General features: G+C 54.9%; 28 protein-coding genes. 15 read left to right on the top strand and 13 right to left on the bottom strand.

Going from position 1 to position 24,895, the window contains the following annotated elements:
- Positions 1-33 precede the first annotated feature (33 nt).
- The 4 genes from arsC to HV157_RS06130 all read right to left on the bottom strand — a co-directional run bounded on the left by arsC (position 34) and on the right by HV157_RS06130 (position 4,060).
- Positions 34-465, bottom strand: a complete 432-nt coding sequence (arsC, locus tag HV157_RS06145; protein WP_025204600.1) for a glutaredoxin-dependent arsenate reductase — start codon at positions 463-465, stop codon at positions 34-36.
- 12 nt (positions 466-477) lie between these two features.
- Positions 478-1,767 (bottom strand): arsenic transporter, encoded by a 1,290-nt coding sequence (locus tag HV157_RS06140; protein WP_182268387.1) that lies wholly within the window; start codon positions 1,765-1,767, stop codon positions 478-480.
- Positions 1,768-1,803: 36 nt separating this feature from the next.
- The gene (locus HV157_RS06135; protein ID WP_182268388.1) at positions 1,804-2,124 is read right to left on the bottom strand and encodes a metalloregulator ArsR/SmtB family transcription factor; all 321 of its coding nucleotides are present in this window, start codon (positions 2,122-2,124) and stop codon (positions 1,804-1,806) included.
- 250 nt (positions 2,125-2,374) lie between these two features.
- The gene (locus HV157_RS06130) at positions 2,375-4,060 is read right to left on the bottom strand and encodes an aspartate:alanine antiporter (RefSeq protein ID WP_014169303.1); all 1,686 of its coding nucleotides are present in this window, start codon (positions 4,058-4,060) and stop codon (positions 2,375-2,377) included.
- Between the two features lie 273 nt (positions 4,061-4,333).
- Here HV157_RS06130 and HV157_RS06125 point away from each other — a divergent pair, with 273 nt between their 5' ends.
- A complete protein-coding gene (locus HV157_RS06125) occupies positions 4,334-4,708 on the top strand; it encodes an inner membrane protein YbjM (RefSeq protein WP_020884874.1) in 375 nt (124 codons plus the stop codon).
- A gap of 30 nt (positions 4,709-4,738) precedes the next feature.
- On the opposite strand, the gene HV157_RS06120 is transcribed toward HV157_RS06125, so the two are convergent.
- Positions 4,739-5,008: a GrxA family glutaredoxin gene (locus HV157_RS06120; protein ID WP_014169305.1), complete on the bottom strand. Its 270-nt coding sequence runs from the start codon at positions 5,006-5,008 to the stop codon at positions 4,739-4,741.
- Positions 5,009-5,190: 182 nt separating this feature from the next.
- Between HV157_RS06120 and nfsA the strand changes: the two genes are divergently transcribed.
- The 11 genes from nfsA (at position 5,191) to HV157_RS06065 (ending at position 15,908) form a co-directional block, all read left to right on the top strand.
- Entirely contained in the window at positions 5,191-5,913 is a 723-nt protein-coding gene (nfsA, locus tag HV157_RS06115; protein WP_025204598.1) for a nitroreductase NfsA, read from the top strand.
- Between the two features lie 69 nt (positions 5,914-5,982).
- Positions 5,983-6,885: a 30S ribosomal protein S6--L-glutamate ligase gene (gene rimK / locus HV157_RS06110; RefSeq protein ID WP_020884872.1), complete on the top strand. Its 903-nt coding sequence runs from the start codon at positions 5,983-5,985 to the stop codon at positions 6,883-6,885.
- A gap of 63 nt (positions 6,886-6,948) precedes the next feature.
- Positions 6,949-7,425 (top strand): YbjN domain-containing protein, encoded by a 477-nt coding sequence (locus HV157_RS06105; protein WP_020884871.1) that lies wholly within the window; start codon positions 6,949-6,951, stop codon positions 7,423-7,425.
- 351 nt (positions 7,426-7,776) lie between these two features.
- The gene (gene potF / locus HV157_RS06100; RefSeq protein WP_014169310.1) at positions 7,777-8,889 is read left to right on the top strand and encodes a spermidine/putrescine ABC transporter substrate-binding protein PotF; all 1,113 of its coding nucleotides are present in this window, start codon (positions 7,777-7,779) and stop codon (positions 8,887-8,889) included.
- A gap of 143 nt (positions 8,890-9,032) precedes the next feature.
- Positions 9,033-10,166 (top strand): putrescine ABC transporter ATP-binding subunit PotG, encoded by a 1,134-nt coding sequence (gene potG / locus HV157_RS06095; protein ID WP_020884870.1) that lies wholly within the window; start codon positions 9,033-9,035, stop codon positions 10,164-10,166.
- Between the two features lie 10 nt (positions 10,167-10,176).
- Complete coding sequence (potH, locus tag HV157_RS06090; protein ID WP_025204595.1) at positions 10,177-11,130, top strand: putrescine ABC transporter permease PotH; 954 nt, start codon at positions 10,177-10,179, stop codon at positions 11,128-11,130.
- Positions 11,127-11,972, top strand: a complete 846-nt coding sequence (gene potI, locus HV157_RS06085) for a putrescine ABC transporter permease PotI (RefSeq protein WP_020884869.1) — start codon at positions 11,127-11,129, stop codon at positions 11,970-11,972. Before potH ends, potI begins: the two co-directional genes overlap by 4 nt.
- 65 nt (positions 11,973-12,037) lie before the next feature.
- Positions 12,038-12,511: a YbjO family protein gene (locus HV157_RS06080; RefSeq protein WP_014169315.1), complete on the top strand. Its 474-nt coding sequence runs from the start codon at positions 12,038-12,040 to the stop codon at positions 12,509-12,511.
- A 40-nt stretch (positions 12,512-12,551) separates the two neighbouring features.
- Positions 12,552-13,679 carry a 23S rRNA (uracil(747)-C(5))-methyltransferase RlmC gene (gene rlmC / locus HV157_RS06075; protein ID WP_182268389.1) on the top strand — a complete coding sequence of 376 codons (1,128 nt, stop codon included), beginning with the start codon at positions 12,552-12,554 and terminating at the stop codon, positions 13,677-13,679.
- 71 nt (positions 13,680-13,750) lie between these two features.
- A complete protein-coding gene (locus HV157_RS06070) occupies positions 13,751-14,455 on the top strand; it encodes a response regulator transcription factor (RefSeq protein ID WP_014169317.1) in 705 nt (234 codons plus the stop codon).
- On the top strand, positions 14,442-15,908 hold the full coding sequence (locus HV157_RS06065) for an ATP-binding protein (RefSeq protein ID WP_182268390.1): 1,467 nt from the start codon (positions 14,442-14,444) through the stop codon (positions 15,906-15,908). Before HV157_RS06070 ends, HV157_RS06065 begins: the two co-directional genes overlap by 14 nt.
- Positions 15,909-15,971: 63 nt before the next feature.
- Here the strand turns inward: HV157_RS06065 and artJ are convergent, their stop codons facing one another.
- The 6 genes from artJ to HV157_RS06035 all read right to left on the bottom strand — a co-directional run bounded on the left by artJ (position 15,972) and on the right by HV157_RS06035 (position 20,497).
- The gene (gene artJ, locus HV157_RS06060; protein WP_182268391.1) at positions 15,972-16,703 is read right to left on the bottom strand and encodes an arginine ABC transporter substrate-binding protein ArtJ; all 732 of its coding nucleotides are present in this window, start codon (positions 16,701-16,703) and stop codon (positions 15,972-15,974) included.
- Between the two features lie 177 nt (positions 16,704-16,880).
- A complete protein-coding gene (gene artM / locus HV157_RS06055) occupies positions 16,881-17,549 on the bottom strand; it encodes an arginine ABC transporter permease ArtM (RefSeq protein ID WP_014169321.1) in 669 nt (222 codons plus the stop codon).
- A complete protein-coding gene (artQ, locus tag HV157_RS06050) occupies positions 17,549-18,265 on the bottom strand; it encodes an arginine ABC transporter permease ArtQ (RefSeq protein WP_014169322.1) in 717 nt (238 codons plus the stop codon). Before artQ ends, artM begins: the two co-directional genes overlap by 1 nt.
- A gap of 6 nt (positions 18,266-18,271) precedes the next feature.
- Positions 18,272-19,003, bottom strand: a complete 732-nt coding sequence (artI, locus tag HV157_RS06045) for an arginine ABC transporter substrate-binding protein ArtI (RefSeq protein ID WP_020884864.1) — start codon at positions 19,001-19,003, stop codon at positions 18,272-18,274.
- 20 nt (positions 19,004-19,023) lie between these two features.
- Entirely contained in the window at positions 19,024-19,752 is a 729-nt protein-coding gene (gene artP / locus HV157_RS06040) for an arginine ABC transporter ATP-binding protein ArtP (RefSeq protein ID WP_163304936.1), read from the bottom strand.
- Between the two features lie 226 nt (positions 19,753-19,978).
- On the bottom strand, positions 19,979-20,497 hold the full coding sequence (locus HV157_RS06035; protein WP_014169325.1) for a lipoprotein: 519 nt from the start codon (positions 20,495-20,497) through the stop codon (positions 19,979-19,981).
- 97 nt (positions 20,498-20,594) lie between these two features.
- Between HV157_RS06035 and HV157_RS06030 the strand changes: the two genes are divergently transcribed.
- From HV157_RS06030 to HV157_RS06020, 3 genes are all read left to right on the top strand, one after another.
- Positions 20,595-20,918, top strand: coding sequence for a heavy metal-binding domain-containing protein (locus HV157_RS06030; RefSeq protein ID WP_006174327.1), 324 nt, complete (start codon positions 20,595-20,597; stop codon positions 20,916-20,918).
- Positions 20,915-21,745 (top strand): N-acetylmuramoyl-L-alanine amidase, encoded by an 831-nt coding sequence (locus tag HV157_RS06025; protein ID WP_049022068.1) that lies wholly within the window; start codon positions 20,915-20,917, stop codon positions 21,743-21,745. The genes HV157_RS06030 and HV157_RS06025 overlap by 4 nt, the downstream gene beginning before the upstream one ends.
- A gap of 268 nt (positions 21,746-22,013) precedes the next feature.
- Positions 22,014-22,637: a helix-turn-helix domain-containing protein gene (locus HV157_RS06020; RefSeq protein WP_020884862.1), complete on the top strand. Its 624-nt coding sequence runs from the start codon at positions 22,014-22,016 to the stop codon at positions 22,635-22,637.
- Here HV157_RS06020 and HV157_RS06015 read toward each other — a convergent pair whose 3' ends face one another.
- Complete coding sequence (locus HV157_RS06015; protein ID WP_182268392.1) at positions 22,638-23,234, bottom strand: hypothetical protein; 597 nt, start codon at positions 23,232-23,234, stop codon at positions 22,638-22,640.
- Complete coding sequence (locus HV157_RS06010) at positions 23,234-24,796, bottom strand: ExeA family protein (protein WP_182268393.1); 1,563 nt, start codon at positions 24,794-24,796, stop codon at positions 23,234-23,236. The genes HV157_RS06015 and HV157_RS06010 overlap by 1 nt, the downstream gene beginning before the upstream one ends.
- Between the last annotated feature and the right edge of the window lie 99 nt (positions 24,797-24,895).

The following is a 24,895-nucleotide window of genomic DNA, read 5'->3' as shown; positions in this document are numbered from 1 at the left end:
ACTGACAAGACTTAGGGCATCACTATCAGCAGATTAGCTGCCGGAGATTTTTTTTCCGCTAGCGTCCACCACCGCTTCGCCATCTTCTTTCGTAAACGCCCCTTTCTGTGCATCAGGCAGGATATCGAGTACGACTTCGGAAGGGCGGCACAGGCGAGTGCCCAGCGGCGTCACCACGATCGGACGGTTAATCAGGATCGGATGCTGCAGCATAGAATCGATAAGCTGGTCGTCGGTAAACCGGTCCCCGGCGAGGCCCAGCTGTTCATAAGGTTCGACATTTTTGCGCAGCAAATCCCGCACGGAAATCCCCATCTCAGCAATCAGTCTGGTCAGTTCATCACGTGACGGTGGGTTCTCAAGGTACAGAATAATTTCGGGTTCAGTGCCGCTGTTGCGGATCATCTCCAGCGTGTTGCGTGAGGTGCCGCAGGCTGGATTGTGGTAAATGGTGATATGGCTCATATCCGTTACTCATTACAGTGTGAAGGAGAGACGTAACGCCAGCGCGGCGAGCGTCACAAACAGAACCGGCAACGTCATGATGATGCCTGTCCGGAAATAATAGCCCCAGGTGATCGTCATGTTTTTCTGCGCCAGGACATGGAGCCAGAGCAGGGTGGCCAGGCTGCCGATAGGCGTGATCTTCGGACCCAGGTCGCAGCCAATCACGTTGGCATAAATCATCGCGTCTTTAATCACACCCGATGCCGTGCTGCCATCGACAGAGAGTGCCCCAATCAGGACGGTCGGCATATTGTTCATTATGGATGACAGGAACGCCGTGATGAACCCGGTACCGAGCGTGGTGGCCCACAGGCCATGTCCGGCGAGGAGATTGAGTACCCCTGACAGATACTCCGTCAGCCCGGCATTGCGCAGGCCATACACCACCAGGTACATCCCCAGCGAGAAGATAACGATCTGCCACGGTGCGCCACGAAGCACTTTTCCCGTATTAATGGCATGCCCGCGCTTTGCAACGGCAAACAAAATCAACGCGCCTGCTGTCGCGATAGCACTGACCGGAATGCCGATCGGTTCAAGTACAAAGAACCCGACAAGGAGCAGTAACAGAACAATCCAGCCCGTTCTGAAGGTTGGAAGATCGTTAATCGCGCGGGAAGGCTCGCGGAGTTTTGACAGGTCGTATGTCGGCGGAATGTCCTTTCGAAAGAACAGGTGCAGCATCACCAGCGTGGCCGCAATCGCGGCCAGATCCACGGGGATCATCACCGAGGCGTATTCGCTGAACCCTAGCGAGAAGAAGTCTGCCGATACGATATTGACCAGGTTCGAAACGATCAGCGGCAGGCTGGCAGTGTCGGCGATAAATCCAGCCGCCATGACAAACGCCAGCGTGGCCTGCTTGCTGAACCCGAGGGCCAGGAGCATGGCGATAACGATGGGCGTGAGGATAAGCGCCGCGCCGTCGTTGGCAAAAAGCGCCGCAACGGCCGCACCCAGCAGAACGATATACGTAAACAGCAACCGGCCCTTGCCATTACCCCAGCGGGCCACGTGCAGCGCCGCCCACTCGAAAAATCCGGACTCATCAAGCAGCAGGCTGATGATGATGACGGCGATAAACGTGGCCGTCGCGTTCCAGACAATATTCCACACCACCGGTATATCGTTAATGTGGATCACGCCGCTGACCAGCGCCAGTACAGCACCCATCGTGGCGCTCCAGCCGATACTTAACCCTCTGGGCTGCCAGATGACCAGCACCAGTGTAAACAGAAAAATTGCCCCAGCCAGAAACATCGTGAACTCCGTTATATCTGTTTTTATGAATGTGTTTTAACACGCGCCCCGAAGACGGTTTTTCAGCTTTGCGCGGGTCTCTTCCCGCAAGCAGTTCCAGCTGTTGTCAATCACGGTGGCAGCCCATGCCGGCATAGTGGGGGACAAACGGTAATAAACCCATTTCCCCTCCCGGCGATCGCTCACCAGCCCGGATTCACGCAGCAGTGCCATATGGCGCGATACCTTGGGCTGTGATTCAGCCGTGGCGGAACAGAGATCGCAGACGCACAGTTCCCCGGCTTCGCGCAGAAGCATGACGATGGACAGGCGGGTCTCGTCGGAGAGGGCTTTGAAAAGTTGGACCGGATGTAGCATCGGCTTTCCTGCGGTTGGTTATATATATGGTTAAGCATATATGTTTGGATGGAAAGAGGGAAGGCGGAATGTTGAAGAGGGGAATTTCAGGCAACAAAAAACCCATCAACCTTGAACCAAAACGGCGGGGTTGATGGGCTCCACAAATTGGGGACATCAAAGAAAAGCAGTGGCAATAGTTATGACTGCCCCCTGATAAAAAAGTTCTGCGCGTAACGAAAATTTTTTCGTCGTGCGCAGAACTTAAGAGTTATCCGAGTCCAGGCCAGATGATGATGATCAGCGTACCCGCCAGCGTAAGCAGTACGTTAGCGATAGCGTAGGTGCCCGCATAGCCCAGCGCAGGAATATTGCTGCGTGCGGTATCACTGATAATTTCCATTGCCGGGGCGCAGGTACGGGCCCCCATCATTGCCCCGAAGAGCAGGGCGCGGTTCATGCGAAGCACATAAGCACCGAACAGGAAGCAAATCACTACCGGTACCAGGCTGACGATAAGTCCGGAAACCAACATCTGCCAGCCAACAGCACCCAGGCTGTGGCCAATGCCGCTACCGGCGCTTAAGCCGACACCCGCCATAAAGACCATCAGACCAAACTCTTTCACCATATTGAGCGCCCCCTGCGGAATGTAGCCGAAGGTCGGGTGGTTCGCTCGCAGGAAGCCCAGCATGATGCCGGCGAACAGCAGCCCGGCAGCGTTACCGATGCCAAAGCTAAAGTTGCTGAACTGGAAGGTGATCATCCCGATCATCAGGCCGACGATAAAGAAGGCGCAGAAGGCCAGCAGGTCGGTGACCTGGCTGTGAATAGAGATAAAGCCGATGCGGTCCGCAACGGTTTTCACGCGTCGCGCATCGCCGCTGACCTGCAGAACGTCGCCTTTGTTCAGCACGACGTTGTCGTCAATTGGCATCTCAATCTGGCTGCGGATCACGCGGTTGAGGAAGCAACCATGATCGGTCAGCTTCAGCTGCGCCAGACGACGGCCGACGGCGTTATGGTTTTTCACCACAATCTCTTCGGTGACGATACGCATATCGAGCAGATCGCGGTCAAACACCTCTTTACCGTTGCGGAAGCTCGGGTCGAGGCGGGCGTGGGCATCCGGGTAACCAACCAGGGCAATGTCATCGCCCATCTGCAGCACGGCGTCGCCGTCCGGGTTTGCCAGAATGCCGTTACGGCGAATACGTTCGATATAGCAGCCTGTCTGGCGGTAAATCCCCAGCTCGCGGAGGTTTTTCCCGTCCGCCCATGCAACCAGCTCGGGCCCAACGCGGTAGGCGCGAATCACGGGCAGATAGACTTTACGCTTGCTGTCGGTGTCCAGACCGCGTTCGCGGGCAATTTGCTGAGCGCTGGTCTGCAAATCCTGGTGCTGCAGTTTTGGCAGGTAGCGGGCGCCCACAATCAGGCTCACCAGACCAATCAGATAGGTCAGGGCATAGCCCAGGCTCAGGTGGTCGAGCGCGGTAGAGAGTTGCGCACCAGCCATGCCGGAGTGGCGCAGGGTATCGCCTGCACCCACCAGCACCGGCGTGGAGGTCATCGAGCCGGCGAGCATACCGGCCGTTAGCCCGATATCCCAGCCAAACAGTTTACCCAGCCCTAAGGCGATCAGCAGCGCGCTGCCGACCATGACCAGCGCCAGCATCAGATAATTTTTGCCGTCGCGGAAGAAAATAGAAAAAAAGTTGGGCCCGGCTTCCACACCAACACAAAAAATAAACAGCATAAAACCTAAGTTGAGCGCGTCCGTGTTAATGCTGAAATGCTGCTGGCCTAATAATAGTGAGACGACTAAAACGCCAATGGAATTACCAAGTTGAACCGAACCAAGGCGCAATTTACCCAGGCAAAGGCCCAGCGCCAGTACCACAAATAATAACAGGATGTAATTCCCATTTAACAAGTCTGCGACGTTTATATTCACGGAGGCTAACTTCTTGTTTACCAGTAAGTTGTTGAATGAAAGGACTTTTTGGGCTACTGTTTTCTGGGTCAGGGAAAGGCTTTAACGCTCCCTGTTTCCAGCTTTATTCCCTAAAACATTAGCTGGCGGTTAGTTTAATCGTATTAGCTACTGACAGCCACCTATTATCGCTTCACCCTGTGTGTACTTTGGCAAGGATTGCCGCATTGCTTTATCTGACTGGGCGTCTACCCGACGAAAGTGTATTTGATAGAGATAAGTCAGGAGGATAGTTTGAACATTAAACGAAACTGGGCGGGGGTGATCAGCTGCTTTTTGCTGTTCATTGTCGTTTGCATGTCCCTCGCTTTTAATGTGAAGGGGGCGTTCAGGGCGTCGGGTCATCCGGAGCTGGGGTTGCTCTTTTTCACCCTGCCAGGGGCTGCTGCCAGTTTTCTCTCCCGCCGGGGGGAAGTGGTGAAACCGTTACTGGGCGCAATACTTGCAGCGCCGCTGTGTCTGCTGCTGATGCGGTCACTGTATATTTCTACGCGAAGTTTCTGGCAGGAGCTGGCGTGGTTGCTGAGTGGCGTCTTCTGGTGCGCACTGGGAGCGCTATGCTTTTTGTTTGTTCATAGCATGTTGGCCCGGCGCAGACAGCACAAATAAAAACGCCCTCAGGGTGAGGGCGTCTTAGCATTACTGAGCGGCAAACAGGCCCAGATGTTCTTTAGCGTATGCTTCAAAGTCTGTGCAACCGCCGATGTGTTTCTGATCGAGGAAAATCTGCGGTACGGTTTCAACCGGTTTACCCACGGTTTTTTCCAGATCGGCTTTGCTGATCCCTTCCGCGTGGATATCAACATAACGGAAGTTAAAATCATCACGCTCTTCGGTCAGTTTCTCAGCCAGCTCTTTCGCGCGCACACAGTAAGGGCACCCTGGACGACCAAAAATTACTGCAAACATTTCTCTCTCCTCGAAAACAAGCCTGACGGCGAATGGGTCTATAGTGCCCGATAACCTGCCGTCATTAAAGAAGGTTTCGCCTGTCGTTATAATACCTCTCAGCTATGTTTCGCCAATTACATCGCGCGCATCATTGCCTATACTGGCTGCGATATGATTCACGCAAGACAAAGAGAGACAAGATGACGCCAACCATAGACCTGCTACGTTCCCATCGTTCAATTCGCCACTTCACCGACGAGCCGATAACGCCGGCGCAGCGTGAAGCCATTATTGACAGTGCAAGGGCGACATCCAGCTCCAGCTTCCTGCAGTGCAGCTCCATTATTCGTATTACCGACCCGGCAATGCGTGAACAACTGGTGACCCTCACCGGTGGACAAAAGCATGTGGCACAGGCAGCCGAGTTCTGGGTGTTCTGCGCTGATTTTAACCGCCACCTGCAGATCTGCCCGCAAGCCGAGCTTGGCCTTGCCGAACAGCTGCTGCTGGGCGTCGTGGACACCGCGCTGATGGCGCAAAACGCGTTCACGGCGGCGGAGTCGCTGGGGCTGGGCGGCGTATACATCGGCGGGCTGCGTAACAATATCGAAAGCGTTACCGAACTGCTGAAGCTGCCAAAACATGTTCTACCCCTGTTTGGCCTGTGCCTTGGCTGGCCTGCGGATAACCCGGACCTCAAGCCGCGCCTGCCTGCGGCGATGCTGGTGCATGAAAACCACTACCAGCCTGTCGATCAGGATGTGCTGGCGCAATACGATGAAGAGCTGGCGCACTACTACATGACGCGCGACAGCAATAACCGTCGCGATACCTGGAGTGACCACATTCGTCGCACCATCATTAAAGAGAATCGCCCGTTTATTCTCGACTATCTGCACAAACAGGGCTGGGCGACACGATAGCCCATTCATCCTGCGCCTGCCTGCGTGTATGATACGCAGGCTTTTTCCATGTCTTTAGAGAGGTGCAGGGTGAAAATTGCCATTTTGTCCCGGGATGGAACGCTCTATTCATGTAAACGCCTGCGAGAAGCGGCGGCAAAACGGGGGCATCAGGTTGAGATCCTCGATCCGATGTCCTGCTATATGAACATTGATCCTGCTGCCTCATCGATTCATTACAAAGGCCGCAAGCTCCCGCATTTTGATGCGGTTATCCCCCGCATCGGCTCCCAGATAACCTATTACGGCACGGCCGCGTTGCGCCAGTTTGAGATGCTGGGCAGTTATCCGCTCAATGAATCCGTTGCGATATCTCGCGCCCGCGATAAGCTCCGTTCGCTGCAACTGCTTGCCCGGCAGGGAATCGATCTTCCGGTTACCGGCATTGCACATTCACCGGACGACACCAGCGATTTAATCGATATGGTGGGTGGCGCGCCGTTAGTGATCAAGCTGGTGGAAGGCACTCAGGGCATTGGTGTGGTGCTGGCCGAAACGCGGCAGGCGGCGGAAAGCGTGATTGACGCCTTTCGTGGGCTGAATGCCCATATTCTGGTGCAGGAGTACATTGAAGAAGCCAAAGGGCGCGACATTCGCTGTTTTGTTGTCGGTAACGAGGTGGTTGCGGCCATCGAACGCCAGGCAAAAGAGGGCGACTTCCGCTCTAATCTGCACCGTGGCGGCGTGGCGAGAGTCGCGGATATCAGCGATCGCGAGCGTGAGATTGCCGTGAAGGCGGCGCAAACGCTGGGGCTGGATGTAGCGGGTGTTGATTTACTGCGGGCGACGCGCGGGCCGCTGGTGATGGAGGTGAATGCCTCACCGGGACTGGAAGGGGTGGAAAAAACCACCGGGGTCGATATTGCGGGTAAAATGATCTCATGGGTCGAGCGCCACGCAACGCCGGGCTACTGTCTGAAAACGGGCGGTTAAATGGATTACAGCGCACTTTTTGCGTACTCTATGCGAAGTTTTTATTAAAGAGGCTGCACCGCGATGGATTTACAGGTCGTTCCAACACTGGATACGTTACGTCAATGGCTCGATGATGCCGGTATCACTTTCTTTGAATGTGATTCCTGCCAGGCGCTGCATTTGCCTCATATGCAAAATTTCGATGGTATTTTCGATGCCAAAATCGATCTCATTAACGACGTGATCCTCTTCTCTGCGCTGGCCGAAGTGAAACCGTCTGCGCTGCTGGCACTGGCCTCTGACCTGTCGGCCATCAACGCCAGTTCTTTGACGGTGAAAGCATTTCTCGATATACAGGATGATAATCTGCCAAAACTGGTCGTTTGCCAGTCTTTATTCTCCGGTGCCGGCCTCTCATTCAAGCAGTTCTCCTGGTTTATGCGCTTGAGTGAAGAGCAAATTTCGATGGTAATGATGGAAGCGAATGCGCACCATCTGCTGTATAGCACGGAAGATGATGCAGAGAATAATGATGCATCTCCCAATTTTCTTCACTAAGCCTGTCTGACTTTTGCGCAGTCGCTGCCATAGCGGCTGCATAACGCCATTTTTTCTGCTGCTTTTAACCTTTCTTTAAAGAATTTTTCACCTCCCCAAACGCCATTTCGGCTTATCACGTAGACATAACCTGCATAAAAAATTGATAAAAGGCGTTTTTTCGTCTGGGCTATAGCCGGAGACACGGGCTACAGTTATTCTTGCGATGCTTAAAAAAGCGAGCGGATCCTGCCGGGTAAAGAGGTTTCTTTTTATTTCGTGCAGAGCGACAAACTATGCATGATTATTGCATATCTTCAGATTGCACAGTTTTAGTTCGTTTGTTAACGAGCTTTCAGAAGGAATAACGATATGATCGCCTTGAATAAAAAATGGTTATCGGGTCTGGTTGCGGGTGCTCTGATGGCCGTCTCTGCCGGCACGCTCGCTGCGGAACAAAAAACGCTGCACGTTTATAACTGGTCTGACTATATCGCGCCGGATACCGTCGCTAATTTCGAAAAAGAGACCGGCATTAAAGTGGTCTATGACGTTTTCGATTCCAACGAAGTGCTGGAAGGGAAACTGATGGCGGGCAGTACCGGTTTTGACCTGGTGGTACCTTCCGCAAGCTTCCTTGAGCGTCAGCTGACGGCAGGTGTTTTCCAGCCGCTCGATAAGAGCAAATTACCGAACTGGAAAAACCTCGATCCGGAAGTGCTTAAGCTGGTCGCCAAGCATGACCCGGACAACAAATACGCGATGCCGTATCTGTGGGCGACCACCGGTATTGGCTATAACGTCGATAAAGTCAAAGCGGTGCTGGGTAAAGATGTCAAACTCGACAGCTGGGACGTGGTGCTGAAGCCGGAAAACCTTGAGAAGCTGAAAAGCTGCGGCGTCTCTTTCCTGGATGCGCCAGAAGAGATTTTCGCCACCGTGCTGAACTACCTGGGCAAAGATCCTAACAGCAGCAAGGCCGATGATTACACCGGCCCGGCAACCGATCTGCTGCTGAAGCTGCGTCCGAACATTCGTTACTTCCACTCCTCGCAGTACATCAACGACCTGGCAAACGGCGACATCTGCGTGGCGATTGGCTGGGCAGGGGACGTATGGCAGGCGGCTAACCGCGCCAAAGAAGCCAAAAACGGCGTGAATGTTTCCTACTTCATTCCAAAAGAGGGCGCGCTGGCGTTCTTCGACGTCTTCGCCATGCCGGCTGACGCGAAAAACAAAGACGAAGCTTACCAGTTCCTTAACTACCTGATGCGTCCGGAAGTCATCGCGCATATCAGCGATCACGTCTATTACGCTAACGGCAATAAGGCCTCTGTGCCGCTGGTCAGCGAAGAGATCCGCAATAACCCGGCTATCTATCCGCCGGCGGATGTGTTTGCCAAGCTGTTCACCCTGAAAGTTCAGGATCCAAAAATTGACCGCGTGCGTACCCGTGCGTGGACCAAAGTGAAAAGCGGTAAATAACGGCGTCCGGTACGGTTGCCCGGTGGCGAAAACGCTCACCGGGCCTGCTAAACCCGTCGGTCGGGCTGGCGTGAGCGCCGCCCGACGATGCGCACCCTGATGGTGCGTTTGCACCAGTTTTGATTTCTGCCGGAGAGCACCCCGTGAATGACGCGATCCCCCGCCCGCAGGCGAAAGTCCGTAAAGCGCTGACCCCGCTTCTTGAAATTCGTAACCTCACCAAATCTTTCGATGGTCAGCATGCCGTGGACGACGTCAGCCTGACTATCTACAAAGGTGAAATTTTTGCCCTTCTGGGCGCATCTGGCTGCGGTAAATCGACCCTGCTGCGTATGCTGGCCGGTTTTGAACAGCCTACCGCCGGGCAAATCATGCTGGATGGTGTCGATCTTTCCCGCGTGCCGCCGTATCAGCGCCCGATAAACATGATGTTCCAGTCTTACGCGCTCTTCCCGCATATGACGGTGGAGCAGAATATCGCCTTTGGTCTTAAGCAGGACAAACTGCCGAAAGCCGAAATCACCGCCCGCGTGGCAGAGATGCTCAGCCTGGTGCACATGCAGGAGTTCGCGAAGCGTAAACCGCATCAGCTCTCTGGTGGCCAGCGTCAGCGCGTGGCGCTGGCCAGAAGCCTGGCGAAACGGCCAAAGCTGCTGCTCCTCGATGAGCCGATGGGCGCCCTGGATAAAAAACTGCGTGACCGTATGCAGCTGGAAGTGGTGGATATCCTTGAGCGTGTGGGGGTGACCTGCGTGATGGTTACCCATGACCAGGAAGAGGCGATGACCATGGCCGGGCGTATTGCGATCATGAACCGCGGTAAGTTCGTACAGATTGGCGAGCCGGAAGAGATTTATGAGCATCCGACCACCCGCTACAGCGCGGAGTTCATCGGGTCGGTCAACGTTTTCGAAGGGCTGCTAAAATCGCGCGAGGATGACGGTCTGGTAATCGAGTCGCCGGGGCTGCAGCATCCGCTTAAGGTCGATCCGGATAGCTCGGTGGTGGATAACGTGCCGGTGTATGTCGCGCTCCGCCCGGAGAAGATCATGCTGTGCGAAGATCCGCCGGCCGATGGCTTTAACTTCGCCGTCGGGGAAGTGGTGCACATTGCTTACCTGGGCGACCTCTCCATCTACCATGTGCGTCTGAAAAGCGGGCAGATGCTCAGCGCCCAGCTGCAGAACGAACATCGTTATCGCAAGGGACAGCCGACCTGGGGCGACGAAGTGCGCCTGTGCTGGGATGCGGACAGTTGTGTAGTGCTGACGGTATAAGGAGCGGACAATGAGTACCTTAGAACCTCCAGCCCGCGTTGAAAAACCGGGTGGCTTCGCGCACTGGCTGGCGCGCATGCAGATGAACCACGGACGCAAGCTGGTGATTGCCATGCCTTACGTGTGGCTGATCCTGCTGTTCCTGCTGCCGTTCCTGATTGTTTTTAAGATAAGCCTGGCGGAAATGGCGCGGGCGATCCCGCCCTATACCAACCTGCTGGACTGGGCTGACGGACAGCTGACGCTGACCCTTAACCTCGGCAATTTCCTGCAGTTGACGGAAGATCCGCTCTATTTCGAAGCTTATCTGCAGTCGTTGCAGGTGGCGGCGATCTCGACGATCTGCTGTCTGCTGCTGGGTTACCCGCTGGCATGGGCCGTGGCGCACAGTAAATCCTCGACGCGCAACATTCTGCTGTTGCTGGTGATCCTGCCGTCATGGACCTCGTTCCTGATCCGCGTCTACGCGTGGATGGGGATCCTGAAAAACAACGGCGTGCTGAATAACGTCCTGATGTGGCTTGGGGTTATCGATCAGCCCCTGACAATCCTGCATACCAATCTCGCGGTCTATATCGGGATTGTTTACGCCTATCTGCCGTTTATGGTGCTGCCAATTTATACGGCGCTGACGCGTATCGATTATTCGCTAGTGGAAGCATCGCTTGACCTTGGTGCCCGTCCGCTTAAAACCTTCTTCAGCGTTATCGTTCCGTTGACCCGGGGCGGCATTATTGCCGGGTCGATGCTGGTCTTTATCCCGGCGGTAGGGGAGTTTGTGATCCCGGAACTGCTCGGTGGCCCGGACAGCATCATGATTGGGCGTGTGCTGTGGCAGGAGTTCTTTAATAACCGCGACTGGCCTGTGGCGTCTGCGGTGGCGATCGTGATGTTGCTCCTGCTGATCGTACCGATCATGTGGTTCCACAAACATCAGCAGAAACAGATGGGAGACCACGGATGAACAACTTACCGGTAGTGCGCTCCCCGTGGCGAATTGCCATCCTGGTGATTGGCTTTACTTTCCTGTATGCACCCATGTTGATGCTGGTGATCTACTCGTTCAACAGCTCCAAACTGGTAACGGTATGGGCCGGCTGGTCGACGCGCTGGTACGGCGAATTGTTCCATGATGACGCGATGATGAGCGCGGTGGGGCTGAGCCTGACCATCGCCGCGCTGGCGGCCACGATGGCCTCCGTGCTGGGGACCATTGCCGCGCTGGTCATGGTGCGCTTCGGGCGTTTTCGGGGGTCGAACGGCTTTGCCTTTATGATCACCGCGCCGCTGGTTATGCCAGACGTTATCACCGGTCTGGCGCTGCTGCTGCTGTTCGTGGCCCTGGCGCATGCCATTGGCTGGCCGGCAGATCGCGGCATGCTCACTATCTGGCTGGCGCACGTCACCTTCTGTACCGCGTACGTGGCGGTGGTTATCTCTTCGCGTTTGCGCGAGCTGGACCGCTCCATTGAAGAGGCGGCGATGGATCTCGGTGCGACGCCGCTGAAGGTCTTCTTCATCATCACGCTGCCGATGATTATGCCGGCGGTGATCTCCGGCTGGCTGCTGGCGTTTACGCTGTCGCTCGACGATCTGGTTATCGCCAGCTTTGTCTCAGGACCGGGCGCCACGACGCTGCCTATGCTGGTCTTCTCCAGTGTACGCATGGGGGTCAATCCGGAGATTAACGCCCTGGCCTCGATTATCCTCGGGGTGGTCGGAATTGTCGGATTTATCGCCTGGTATTTGATGGCGCGCGCGGAAAAACAACGTGTGCGTGATATCCAGCGTGCAAGACGCGGCTGAAGGATTTAAAATTTCCAGTGATGTGCCGCGCATGACGCGGCACTGTTTTTCAGGGAAGTAAAACATTGGGATTATTAAAAAAATCACGTCTTACGCACGCTCGTCCAAACGTTCCTGCACTGGTGCAGGTGGCGGCGCTCGCTATTATTATGATCCGCTGTCTTGATGTGCTGATGATCCTTAACACCCTGGGTGTGCGCGGTATGGCTGAATTCATTCACCGCAGCGTACAGACGTGGAACCTGACGCTGGTCTTTTTGAGCAGCCTGGTACTGGTGTTTATCGAGATTTACTGCGCATTTTCGCTGGTCAGAGGACGCAACTGGGCGCGCTGGGTCTATTTGCTGACGCAAATTACGGCGGCGAGCTATCTGTGGGCCGCCTCGCTGGGGTATGGCTATCCGGAACTGTTCAGCATTGCGGGTGGATCAAAACGCGAGATTTTGCACGCGCTGTTTTTGCAAAAACTCCCGGATATGCTGGTGCTGTTCTTCCTGTTCGTGCCTGCTTCCAGTCGGCGGTTCTTCCAGCTGCAATAATGTGTATAATCGCAGCCCTCGTGATTCTTAAGGTTTTGATATGCAGTGCGCACTCTATGACGCCGGTCGCTGCCGCTCCTGTCAGTGGATAGAACAGCCGGTTTCTCAGCAACTCACCGCCAAAATGGCCGACCTGCAACACCTGCTGGCAGACCATGCCGTGGGGGAATGGTGCGCACCCGTCAGCGGGCCGGAGCAGGGCTTTCGTAATAAAGCCAAAATGGTGGTGAGCGGCAGCGTTGAAAAACCGCTGCTGGGCATGTTGCATCGTGAGGGTACGCCTGAAGATTTAACCGACTGTCCGCTTTATCCCGCCTCGTTTGCGCCGGTCTTTGCTGCGCTCAAACCGTTTATTGCCCGTGCCGGGTTAACGCCCTATAACGTTGCCCGCAAGCGCGGCGAGCTCAAATACCTTCTTCTTACCGAAAGCCAGGTAGACGGCAGCATGATGCTGCGCTTTGTTCTGCGCTCAGAAGCCAAGGTGGAGCAGCTTCGCGCGGCGTTGCCATGGCTTCAGCAACAGCTTCCGCAGTTAACCGTTATCACCGCGAATATTCAGCCGGTGCATATGGCTATCATGGAAGGGGAGCGGGAGATCTTCTTCACCGAACAGTATGCGCTGGCAGAAACGTTCAACGATGTACCGCTGTGGATCCGTCCGCAAAGCTTCTTCCAGACCAACCCGACCGTCGCGAGTGCGCTTTATGCCACCGCCCGTGACTGGGTGCGGGCGTTAAATATCCATCATATGTGGGATCTGTTCTGCGGGGTAGGTGGCTTCGGTCTGCACTGCGCCACGCCAGACATGCAGCTTACCGGGATTGAGATCTCCGCCGAAGCGATTGCCTGTGCCAGACAGTCTGCCGCAGAGCTTGGGTTGACCCGGCTGCACTTCCAGGCGCTGGACTCCACGCAGTTCGCGACGGGGCAGGACAATGTGCCTGAACTGGTGCTGGTGAACCCGCCGCGCCGGGGCATCGGGAAAGCGCTGTGCGACTATCTGAGCCAGATGGCACCGGACTACATCGTCTATTCCAGCTGCAACGCGCAGACGATGGCAAAAGATATCGCGACGCTGGCGGGCTACCGCATTGAACGCGTCCAGTTGTTCGATATGTTCCCGCATACCGCGCATTATGAAGTCCTGACGCTACTCGTTAAATCTTAAACAAAATGTGAACTCTGTCCGCCTGCGAAATCAGGTAAGCTTATCTCATCAGAATTGAAGAAGGCTTACCCATGAAGCAGATCCTGCTGGTGGAAGATGACCACGATATCGCGGCGCTTCTGCGCCTCAACTTAGAAGATGAAGGCTACGCCATCACCCACGAGCCCGACGGGGGCAATGCCTTACAGCGCCTCGAAAAGCAGCCGTGGGATGCGGTGATCCTCGATTTAATGCTCCCCAATGTCGACGGTCTGGAGATTTGCCGTCGCATTCGCCAGATGACCCGCTATCTGCCGGTGATCATCATCAGCGCCCGCAGCAGCGAAACCGACCGCATTACCGGGCTGGAAACCGGGGCGGACGATTATCTGGCCAAGCCGTTTTCGGTACAGGAGCTGATTGCGCGTATCAAGGCGCTGTTCCGGCGCCAGCAGGCGATGGGGCAGGCGCAAAGTGCCGGGAATATTCAGGCTCACGGCCTGACGCTCGACCCGCTGGCGCGCAGCGTGCTTTTGCACGGCCAGGTGGTGGATCTCACCCCGCGCGAGTTTGAACTGCTGTACTTCTTTGCCCGTCATCCCGGTGAAGTTTTCTCGCGTCTGGCGCTGCTGGAACAGGTCTGGGGCTATCAGCACGAAGGTTACGAACACACCGTCAACACCCACATTAACCGCCTGCGCATCAAGATTGAGAAGGACGCCGCCGAGCCGGAGATCATTCGCACCGTCTGGGGCAAAGGCTACAAATTTGCGGAGCCAAACGATGCGCCGCTTTAGCCTGAGCCAGCGCCTGACGCTGCTGTTTATTCTGCTGCTGACGCTCTGTGCGACCATCGCCTGCGCGGTGCAACTTTACAGCACCACGCAGTACGGTAATGCAATGGTGCAGCGGCTGTCCGGTGGCCTGGCGCAGCAGATTGTCCAGCGGGAACCGATTCTGGATGCGCAGGGCAGGGTTGACCGCCACGCGCTGAAACCGCTCTTTGACCGGCTGATGACCTTCAATCCAAGCGTCGAACTGTACGTTGTCTCGCCTGATGGCGAACTGCTGGCTGACGCCGCGCCGCCGGGGCATATCCAGCGGCAAAAAATCGACCTCGGGCCGGTGCAGACTTTCCTCAGTGATGCCGCACGGCCGGTACTGGGCGATGACCCGCGAAGCCAGAACAAAAAGGTTTTCAGCGCAACGCCGTTGCGTCAGGACGGAGAACTGAAAGGCTATCTGTATATTATTCTGCAGGGCGAAGAGTCAAACGCGCTGGCGGAGATGGCCTGGCATCAGGCGCTCTGGAGCACCGTCCTGTGGTCATTGATGTGGGTCGCGCTGTTTGGTTTGCTGGCGGGGTTACTGGTCTGGTACTGGGTAACGCGTCCGGTCAAACGTCTCACGCAGGAAGTGGCCGGGCTGGAGCAGGACAGCATTAGTGCCATTAAGCAGCTGGCGGCGCAGCCTACTGAAACCACGGTAAAGGATGAAGTGGCCACGCTGCGCAATACGTTTATCGAGCTGTCCCGTAAAATCACCCTGCAGTGGGATCAACTGGCCGACAGCGATCGCCAGCGCCGGGAGTTTATCGCCAATATTTCGCATGATTTACGCACGCCGCTCACCTCCTTGCTGGGCTATCTCGAAACGCTGTCGCTGAAATCCGCGACGCTGACGCCGCAGGAGCACCAGCAGTATCTCGCCACGGCGCTGCGCCAGGGGCAGAAAGTGCGTCATCTTTCGCAGCAGCTGTTTGAACTGGCGCGCCTTGAGCACGGCGGCATCAAACCGCAGCGCGAGCGTTTTGCCATGGGTGAGCTGATTTCAGACGTGGCGCAGAAATTTGAACTCACGGCCCGCACGCGGGAGGTGAACCTGCGCATTGATGTACCGGGCCCGTTGCCGCTGGTGAATGCCGATGTCTCGATGATTGAGCGGGTGGTGACTAACCTGCTGGATAACGCGATGCGGCATACGCCGACCGGTGGAGAGGTCCGTCTGGCGGTCTGGCAGGAGAACGCGCAGCTACAGGTTGAGGTGGCTGATAATGGAACCGGCGTTGATGCTTCTCTTCGCAACGATCTGTTTGAGCGTCCTTCGGCGTTAAATCCGCAGGCATCACGGGAAAACCGTGGCGGGTTGGGGCTGTTGATTGTGAAACGCATGCTGGAACTGCACGGCGGGGGGATCAGGCTGATGGAGTCCACAAACGGGGCTCGTTTTCGCTTCTTTGTTCCGCTGTGAAATTGCCGGGTTTGCCCGGCCTACAGACCACCCCCGTAGGCCAGGCTACCCGACAAAAAGCTGTTATTGCGGGAACCACCGATCGCTGATTTTCTTGTACGTGCCGTCAGCTTTAATTGCTTTCAGCGCGCAATTCAGTTTTTCCAGCAGGGCTTTGTTATCCGGACGCACCGCAATGCCCAGGCCCGTACCGAAGTACTGTGGATCGGTCACTTTTTCGGTCGCGGTGCCCAGCTGTGGGTTGGTTTTCAGCCACTCGTTCACCACCGCAGTGTCACCGAAGACCCCATCAATACGGCCATTTTTCAGGTCGATAATGGCATTCTGGTAGCTGTCATAGGCCACGGTTTTCACTTCAGGATGTTTGTCCTGCAGGTATTTCTGGTGCGTGGTGCCGTTTTCCATCCCAATGCGTTTGCCTTTCAGCTGGTCAAAGGATGTGTAAGCCCCTTTCTTCGCAATGACCACCGCCGAGTTGGCGTAGTACGGGTCGGTGAAGGTGACCTGCTTGCTACGCTCTGGGGTGATGTCCATCCCGGAGATCACCGCGTCGTATTTTTTGAATTTCAGCGACGGGATCAGGCTGTCAAACGCATGGTTAGTGAACGTGCAGTCGGCCTGCATCTGTTTGCACAGGGCTTTGGCGAGGTCGATATCAAAACCGACAATCTGGTTGCTGGCATCCAGCGACTCAAACGGCGGATAGGTGGCCGAAACGCCGAAGTTGATTTTATCTGCAGCTGATGCGCCAGCGGCGAAAGTGGCCAGTAAAGCGGCCAGAACTAACTTTTTCATTGTAATGCTCCCGTCTGTCAGTCTGTCTTATGCGCCGTGTCTGCGGCATGGAAATACAATGCCATTTAATGAATTTATATTCAATAAAAATGATTAAATATTATTTATCTCATAAAAAAAGACGGGCAGTCGTTAGACTTGCCCGTCTTCGTCAATAAAATTTATGCAAATCGGTGATTAATTACGGCGCTCAAACGCCAGCGCTTTACGCTCAATAAGGCGCATCATCAGCGTCAACAAACCGTTCACCACCAGATAGACCACGCCCGCGGCACCAAACACCATGACGTCATAGGTGCGTCCGTAGAGCAGCTGCCCGTGGCCCATGACTTCCATCAGCGTGATGGTGTAGGCCAGAGACGTACTCTTGAAAACCAGCACCACTTCGTTGGAGTAGGAGGAGAGCGCACGTTTAAACGCGTACGGCAGCAAAATAGCCAGCGTGTCTTTCTTGCTCATGCCCAGCGCACCACAGGACTGCCATTGCCCTTCCGGGATGGCGCGGATAGCCCCGTAGAACAGCTGCGTGGTATAGGCCGCACTGTTCAGCGAAAGGGCAATCAGGGCGCACAGCCATGGCTCAGAAAGCAGGTGCCAGATAACCGGATACTCCTGCAGCGACGGGAACTGACCCGGGCCGTAGTAAATCAGGAAGATCTGCACCAGCAGCGGTGTACCGGTGAACAAGGTAATGTAGGCTCGCACAATCCATACCAGCACCGGCGTTTTTAGCGTCAGGACGATGGTAAAGATCAACGCCAGGATGAGCGCCACGATGATCGATGCGACGGTCAGCGTCAGGCTGGTGTGCAGCCCTTTCATCAGCTCCGGAAAATATTCAAGCATCAGCCTGGTCTCCGTTCAAAGCGCGTCGCACGCAGATCAATGCGCTTGAGGATGTACTGACTCACCAGCGTGATCACCAGGTAGATAGCCGCCGCCACGATGTACCAGGTAAACGGCTCCTGGGTACGGGTCGCGATACTTTTGGTTTGCAGCATTAAATCGTTCACGCTGATCAGGCTTACCAGCGCGGTATCTTTCAGCAGCACCAGCCACTGGTTACCCAGCCCGGGCAGCGCATGACGCCACATCTGCGGCATCACCAGACGGAAGAAAATCGCCGATTTCGACAAGCCTAACGCCTGGCCAGACTCCCACTGTCCCTGCGGAACCGCTTTCAGCGCACCGCGCAGGGTTTGCGAAGCATACGCGGAATAGAGCAGAGAGAGGGCAATCACGCCGCACAGGAACGGGCTGACGTCAAAGTTCTCAATCTGCATCTGCACCGGGATCTGCACCACACCCAGATTGAGGGTGAAGCCGTCCGACAGCGTTAACAGCAGCTGCGAGGAGCCAAAATAGATAAACAGGACCACCAGAATTTCAGGCAGCCCACGCAGCACGGTGACCAGCGCTGAGCCGGCCCATGCGACAGGGAACCATTTTGCTGATTCCCATACCGCAAAGATCATCGCCAGCACAAGGCCGATAATCAGTGCGCAAACGGCAAGGCCGACGGTCATCCCGGCGGCGCTTGCTAAAGGAAAAATTTCATTCATCAGGAATTACTTCTGGAACCATTTTTTGTAGATGGTTTCGTAGGTGCCGTCTTTCTTCACTTTTTCCAGCGCAGCGTTGAATTTCTGCTGCAGCTCAGTGTTGCCCTGACGAACGGCAATACCCAGACCCGTGCCGAAGTAATCCTTGTCGGTCACTTTATCGCCCACTGGCGCCAGTTTATCGTTGGCTTTCAGCCACTCGGTCACCACGGCGGTGTCGCCGAACACGCCATCAATACGGCCGTTCTGCAGATCCAGCTTCGCATTCTGGTAGCTGTCATACGGAACGGTGGTGATTTCCGGGTGTTTATCCATGATGAATTTCTGGTGCGTGGTGCCGTTCTGCACGCCCACTTTCTTGCCTTTCAGCTGATCAACCGACGTGAATTTGCCTTTCTGACCAATAAACAGGGCAGAGTTGTCGTAGTAAGGGGTGGTGAAGAGAACCTGTTTTTCGCGCTCAGGGGTGATATCCATTCCGGCCATAACGGCGTCGATACGGCGGAACTTCAGGCTTGGGATCAGGCTGTCGAACGCCTGGTTGCTGAAGGTACAGGTTGCGTCGATCTCTTTACACAGGGCGTTTGCCAGATCCACGTCAAAGCCGACAATTTTATTGTTCGCATCAATGGATTCAAACGGAGGATAAGACGCTTCAGTCGCGAAACGAATCGTCTGGGCTGCGGTAGCGGAAAGGGTGACGCTGGCGAGCAGCGCGGCAAGTAATACTTTTTTCATTATCATTTCCCCTGACACAATCAATGAGATAAATAGTTTTTGAACGCATCGGTTTGCGGGTTTGAGAAGCAGCTCGCATCACCTTGCTCAACGATATACCCGTTTTCCATGTAGACCACGCGGCTGGCCGTTTTGCGCGCCACTTCCACTTCATGGGTTACGATGACCTGAGTAATATGGGTTTCCGCCAGCTCGCGAATGATGCTCACGATCTGGGCGGTAATTTCGGGATCCAGCGCCGCGGTCGGTTCATCAAACAGCAGTACCGCAGGCTCCATCATCAGCGCACGGGCAATCGCCACACGTTGCTGCTGACCACCGGACAGGTGCAGCGGATAGCGGTCGCTGTAAGGCTTGAGGCGCAGACGCTCCAGCAGCTTATCCGCACGCGCGGTCGCCTGATCTTTGCTTAAGCCCAGCACGCGGCACGGGGCTTCGATCAGGTTTTGCAGTACGGTCAGATGCGGCCAGAGATTGTATTGCTGGAAGACCATGCCAACGTTTTGACGCAGTTCACGAATCGCTTTATCAGACGGTGTTTTCGCGAAATCAAAATGGTTACCGGCGATAGCCAGCGTACCCGAACGGGGCATTTCAAGCAGATTAAGGACACGCAGAAGGGAGCTTTTACCTGCACCGCTTGGGCCAAGCAAAACCAGCGTTTCGCCTTCCGGGCAGTCCAGCGTGATGTCAAACAGCGCCTGGTGTGCGCCGTAGAAGCAGTTAATGCCGTTTAGTTTAATACTCATCGGGGCAGTCTTTACTCATCCAGGCAATCTATAGCAATTGAGGCCGCAGATAGTACCGTTGACAGAATAGTTATGCAATATTTCTGCGTTAAAAGTTAAATATAACCCGCAATACCCTCTAAACATAGCACAAAATAGCGAACGGCAATGTCGGCGAGTATAAATGTCGGCATTCCGCATGAAATGCCGCACATTTTACGGGGTTAACGCTTTTTAAACGGGAGGCTTAGCGGTTTTCAATCGACTGGCGGAGCGTGCCTGCCGGGGCGTGAACGCTGCCACCGACGTACCTTACGTCGTCCACCGCCCAGCACTGACCTTCACGGATCATCAGCACTTCATCCTGCCAGGTCTGGGTTCCCTGGGTCAGTTTGACGCGCAGGGGAATGTTTCGCGCATCGGTGTTTGGGATCGTTGAAGCACTGGTGACCTCGGCGCTGTCAGGCAGCGTGGCGCGGCTGGAGAACGGATCGGATTTAAGCAGCGCGTTATGCTGCGGATCGCGGGTGGCGTCGCTCAGCAGTTTCGCCAGGCCGTCACTCAGATACGGACGCAGGGCGGTAATATCATTGCTGCGGTGCTGTATGCGGTAATCATAGAACTGTTGTGCCACGGTATCCGGGCCGCCCTCAATGCATGGGCCGCTGCGGGTACCAATATCCTTAAAGGCTGGCGTGACCGTGGTGGTGCAGGCGCTGAGCACCAGCGCGCAGGGCACGAAAAGTGTTAAAGCTGAATAGCGCATGTTGATTTCCTTATTTATTAACTATCCTTTCAATCATAGCGTAACGAACCGATAATGCTGTACCTAAGGCATTGAACGCTAAAGAAGGAGAGAAAGTATGCAGTTTTCAACAACGCCTACCCTGGAAGGGCAACCTATTACCGAGTACTGCGGCGTGGTCACCGGCGAAGCCATACTGGGCGCGAACATTTTCCGGGACTTCTTTGCCGGCATTCGCGATATCGTGGGGGGACGTTCTGGCGCGTATGAGAAAGAGCTGCGCAAAGCCCGCGAAATTGCGTTTAAAGAGCTTGGCGAGCAGGCCAAGGCGCTGGGTGCAGATGCCGTGGTAGGCATCGATATTGACTACGAAACGGTCGGTAAAGATGCCAGCATGCTGATGGTGAGCGTAAGCGGTACGGCGGTGAAAACCCGTCGATGAAGCGCTCGCTTGCCACACTCCTGCTGGCGCTGTTGCTGGCAGGGTGCGCCACGGAAAAAGGCATTATTGATAAAGGTGCCTATGAGCTGGATACCCGCCATCAGGCCCAGGCGGCTTACCCGCGTATAAAGGTGCTGGTGATCCACTACACCGCCGATGACTTTGACAGCTCGCTGGCGACGTTAACCGACAAGAATGTCAGCTCTCACTACCTGATCCCCGCCAAACCGCCTGCCCCTGAGGGCAAACCGCGTATCTGGCAGCTGGTACCGGAGAGCGAACTGGCATGGCATGCCGGCATCAGCTTCTGGCGCGGCACCAACCGTATTAATGACACCTCCGTGGGGATTGAGCTGGAAAACCGGGGCTGGCAAAAAACGGTGGGAGTAAAACATTTCACCCCGTTCGAGCCGGCGCAAATTGCTGCTCTGATCCCGCTCGCCAAAGACATTATCGCCCGCTACGACATTAAGCCGCAGAACGTCGTCGCGCACTCTGATATTGCCCCCCAGCGTAAAGACGATCCCGGCCCGCTGTTCCCCTGGCGCGAACTGGCGCAGCAGGGAATTGGTGCCTGGCCCGATCCGGACCGCGTCAACTTTTATCTCAATGGGCAGCCACGCTATCAGGAAGTGGACAGCGCACTGCTGCTCGATCTGTTAGCGCGGTATGGCTATGAAGTGCCGGAGGCTGCCACAGCCCAGCAGCAGAAAAGAGTGATTACCGCGTTTCAAATGCACTTCCGTCCACAGCTGTGGAATGGTGTGGCTGACCGGGAAACGCTGGCCATCGCTGAAGCGCTTCTGGAAAAGTACGGACAGGGGTGATCCTGCGGGATACCCCCTCGTGAGTATTTTTCGCGTAATTTAAGTAAGATTAATCTTAAGTACAAACTCAATTCATTTTTAGTTAATTGACTTAAAATTATCCGGATTTAAGATGGACACATAGCTTGCTAAGTAAAGCAGCAAATTAACGTAAACAATTTCTACTTTTATTTTCTCCTTGAGTGTTTCATCAGGAAAATATTCCTGGGTTGAGGCCTTACGTCTTAATCCTGAGTTTTATATTTCACATCTTAAATTGGGTATAATAATGTTAAGCATCTACGGTAAAAAATTACGTCCGCAAAACGAAGTCAATGCAATTATTTCTGCAACGTCAGGATTTGAAGAGAAGACGTTAAAAAAGTGGCAGAAAATATCTACCAGTGATTCACAGTATATTCATATTATCGTCAGTGGCGACGTTGAGTTCCGCCGCGAATCTGATGAACTGTGCATGTTCACCGTTCAGGGGCCGTGTATATTTGGGCTTTGTTCTATGTTTTACAGCGCCACGCACATGTATGGCCTCATTCGGTCAAATACCGTCGTGCGCTCGATAAAAAAAGAGGACTTCGCCCAGCTAATGACTGAAAACAATCTGTGGCCGGAACTGACGAAAGTGCTCTCCTGGTATATTTGTATGCTGAGCAAGCGTGACGATGTGCTGGTTGCCCGCAGTGCCTATTCGGTGGTGCGCGAATTTTTATACGAGATTAATGAACTGATTGTTCAGCATCAGCGTGATATCAATATATATGACTATATTCAGGAATACACCAACCTGGCACGCAGTACCATTATTAAAATTCTCTCCGACCTGAAAAAAGGCCAGTATATTGTGGTGGAAAAGGGGCGACTCCTTAACCTGACATCCTTGCCTGAAAAATATTAATTACTCCAGCCGGTCTCCTTTATGACGTAAAGGGGACCGGGAAATATCCTGCGTTTCGTCAACCGGCGGCGCGGGAATTTTGCCTTGCGAATAATCCTGCTCTTGTTCTTTTAACGCCTGCTTAAACAATTCTGTTAATGAGGAACTGTCACTGCCAGCCCGTGCAGAAGCGTCGGTGTGCGCCCCGGTTCCGGGTAACGTATCCCGCGCGGTATCGTGCTGAGACGCTCCTTCAGGCGCCTGCTGCCAGTCGGTATCATCGCCGTTAATCGGCAGATCCTGCAGGGCAGGCATATCCTCATGCACCGGCGCAGGTTTAGGGTGCGGATGCGGGAAGGGTTTGCTCACATACACATAATGCATATCTGAAAGCTGTGTTTCCGGTCTGGCGCTGCTCGCGTTGATGGGGGCGGGTGCAGGGTGGCGCAGATCCCAATACACATGCGCGTACAACCCGGCCATCAGCATGGCGCACAGACCCAGGAGTCCTAAAACGGTGTGGGCAAAAACGTTTCTCAGTCCGGGAAGGCGATATGAAAACCAGACCGCTTCCCCGGTAGTGTAACTGCGCTGAGCCGCAAGGCTGATAGTAGACATCAGGAATGCTTCTCCTGCATTTTCGCATCCGGTATTGCATGCGAAGCCTGGATCAATACGCTCGGCGTGGTGTTGGTTTCCCGCATTAACTGCATCAATGTCTCTTCGCCGGGAATACCGTCCACATGCAGATGCATTTTTTGCTGGAACGCGCGGGTGCGTTTCATCATCTCCGCAGTCCAGCGCTGAGCGTGGGTTTCAGGCTGAGAAAGGGCCTGGCTCAGCTGCTGATCAAGCCAGGTCATCTCTTTGCCGTCACTGGTTGCGCTGATGGCGTCTTTACCTTCCGGCGTCAGGCGGTGCAGTTGCGTATAGTTTCCGGTTGCATGCCGGTTAAACCAGCTGCGGCTGACCTGCCAGGTCCGGTTATTCATCAGTAAGTCCATCGAGGTTTCTCCGACGCGGGCGACCACCGCATAGTTAAGATGATTGCCGGTTTTGAGCTCGCTCACCCACGGATAACCTTCGCTTGCCAGCGCATCCGGAGAGGCATTTCCCTGCTTACACATCAGGTTTACCTTCACCGCGTTTTGACACAGCGCATCGTCCGCCGAGGCGTCATACCCCCACATCAGATAAAGCTGATGCATCGCGTCCGGCTGATTGACTATTTCCTTGTCGATAACCGGCACGACGGGGGCCTGAAGGGGGGCGGCCGGGTGTTTCCAGCTTATCGGGACCGGCAGAGAAACCGGGAGGCGAGCAGTCATTGAGGCGGTGAAATACCAGCCGCAAGCCGCGAACAGCACAGAGGCAAACAGTGAAACCGTTGCCAGACGCTTACCCTGTTTTTTCGCGGGCAGCACCTCTGCGGCCGCCAGGCGTAAATGTCGCGGACTGACCTGGCTTGCGCGTTCGGTCCAGGCCGCGAGCATCGACAGGTGCGCCAGCGCATTCAGTTCACTGATTTTCCCTTTTGTCATTGCGTGCATCTTACGCACGCGCGCCGGGGATAACGGCGAGCTTTCGCCCCCGTGCTCTTCGCACTGCGCCTGCACGTAGCTGAGATATTCACGGCAGGTCAGGGGGCGCAAGGTGTGGTGGGTATGCACATATTCACGCAGATCAGATTGCTGTAGCAGCGCCGCCTGATTTTCCGCGCCCGTCAGCACCACCGATAAATGAAACCCCAGCTCCTGCGCACGGGTGAGCAACATCCCCAGCACCGTCCGGCAGGTCTCTTTCATGGCTTCAGTATGGGAAATGACCAGCACGGTGGCCTGTGTTTTCCCGGCTTGCCACTGCTGCAGCACGGTATCGACCGCCTGAATACGGCTGGCGATCGCTTTCGTGTCCGGGCTGAGCTTGTACAGCAGGCTACTGGCACTCAGTTTTGGAAACGCGTTGATGGCAAGAACGCGGTTGTCGCTGTTTTTCAGCGCATCGCTGAACTGGCCCAACAGCGAGGTATCGTCGCTAAAGAGCCCGCATATTCCCGCCTGTTGGGTTTTCTCTTTCAGCAGGTTAAAGACGTCCTGATGATAAGGCACCAGAAAATCCCCGGATAAGCGGGTGACCATCCTGAAGGGCGGGGTTTTAAAAGTAAAGTGGCTCTGATACATAACGACTTACCGTCTCTGATTAGGAATAGCAACAGGTCGTGAAATTACGGTAAGGAGACGGGGCGATCAATTTTTCAACTGGGTAAAAATATCCGGCAG

The organism is Enterobacter sp. RHBSTW-00318, assembly GCF_014101375.1.
Lineage (GTDB): Bacteria > Pseudomonadota > Gammaproteobacteria > Enterobacterales > Enterobacteriaceae > Enterobacter > Enterobacter ludwigii.
Note: the sequence above shows the minus strand (reverse complement) of the source record. Positions and strands in the feature narration are given on the sequence as shown.

Coding starts and splice junctions, on each gene's coding strand:
- HV157_RS06065 (WP_182268390.1), top strand. CDS start 14,442: ATGCGCCGCTTTAGCCTGAGCCAGCGCCTGACGCTGCTGTTTATTCTG.
- HV157_RS06140 (WP_182268387.1), bottom strand. CDS start 1,767: ATGTTTCTGGCTGGGGCAATTTTTCTGTTTACACTGGTGCTGGTCATC.
- HV157_RS06020 (WP_020884862.1), top strand. CDS start 22,014: ATGTTAAGCATCTACGGTAAAAAATTACGTCCGCAAAACGAAGTCAAT.
- HV157_RS06120 (WP_014169305.1), bottom strand. CDS start 5,008: ATGTTTGCAGTAATTTTTGGTCGTCCAGGGTGCCCTTACTGTGTGCGC.
- HV157_RS06035 (WP_014169325.1), bottom strand. CDS start 20,497: ATGCGCTATTCAGCTTTAACACTTTTCGTGCCCTGCGCGCTGGTGCTC.
- artP (WP_163304936.1), bottom strand. CDS start 19,752: ATGAGTATTAAACTAAACGGCATTAACTGCTTCTACGGCGCACACCAG.
- potH (WP_025204595.1), top strand. CDS start 10,177: ATGAGTACCTTAGAACCTCCAGCCCGCGTTGAAAAACCGGGTGGCTTC.
- artI (WP_020884864.1), bottom strand. CDS start 19,003: ATGAAAAAAGTATTACTTGCCGCGCTGCTCGCCAGCGTCACCCTTTCC.
- potF (WP_014169310.1), top strand. CDS start 7,777: ATGATCGCCTTGAATAAAAAATGGTTATCGGGTCTGGTTGCGGGTGCT.
- HV157_RS06070 (WP_014169317.1), top strand. CDS start 13,751: ATGAAGCAGATCCTGCTGGTGGAAGATGACCACGATATCGCGGCGCTT.
- HV157_RS06025 (WP_049022068.1), top strand. CDS start 20,915: ATGAAGCGCTCGCTTGCCACACTCCTGCTGGCGCTGTTGCTGGCAGGG.
- HV157_RS06135 (WP_182268388.1), bottom strand. CDS start 2,124: ATGCTACATCCGGTCCAACTTTTCAAAGCCCTCTCCGACGAGACCCGC.
- rlmC (WP_182268389.1), top strand. CDS start 12,552: ATGCAGTGCGCACTCTATGACGCCGGTCGCTGCCGCTCCTGTCAGTGG.
- artQ (WP_014169322.1), bottom strand. CDS start 18,265: ATGAATGAAATTTTTCCTTTAGCAAGCGCCGCCGGGATGACCGTCGGC.
- HV157_RS06105 (WP_020884871.1), top strand. CDS start 6,949: ATGGATTTACAGGTCGTTCCAACACTGGATACGTTACGTCAATGGCTC.
- nfsA (WP_025204598.1), top strand. CDS start 5,191: ATGACGCCAACCATAGACCTGCTACGTTCCCATCGTTCAATTCGCCAC.
- HV157_RS06030 (WP_006174327.1), top strand. CDS start 20,595: ATGCAGTTTTCAACAACGCCTACCCTGGAAGGGCAACCTATTACCGAG.
- arsC (WP_025204600.1), bottom strand. CDS start 465: ATGAGCCATATCACCATTTACCACAATCCAGCCTGCGGCACCTCACGC.
- artJ (WP_182268391.1), bottom strand. CDS start 16,703: ATGAAAAAGTTAGTTCTGGCCGCTTTACTGGCCACTTTCGCCGCTGGC.
- potI (WP_020884869.1), top strand. CDS start 11,127: ATGAACAACTTACCGGTAGTGCGCTCCCCGTGGCGAATTGCCATCCTG.
- HV157_RS06010 (WP_182268393.1), bottom strand. CDS start 24,796: ATGTATCAGAGCCACTTTACTTTTAAAACCCCGCCCTTCAGGATGGTC.
- artM (WP_014169321.1), bottom strand. CDS start 17,549: ATGCTTGAATATTTTCCGGAGCTGATGAAAGGGCTGCACACCAGCCTG.
- HV157_RS06015 (WP_182268392.1), bottom strand. CDS start 23,234: ATGTCTACTATCAGCCTTGCGGCTCAGCGCAGTTACACTACCGGGGAA.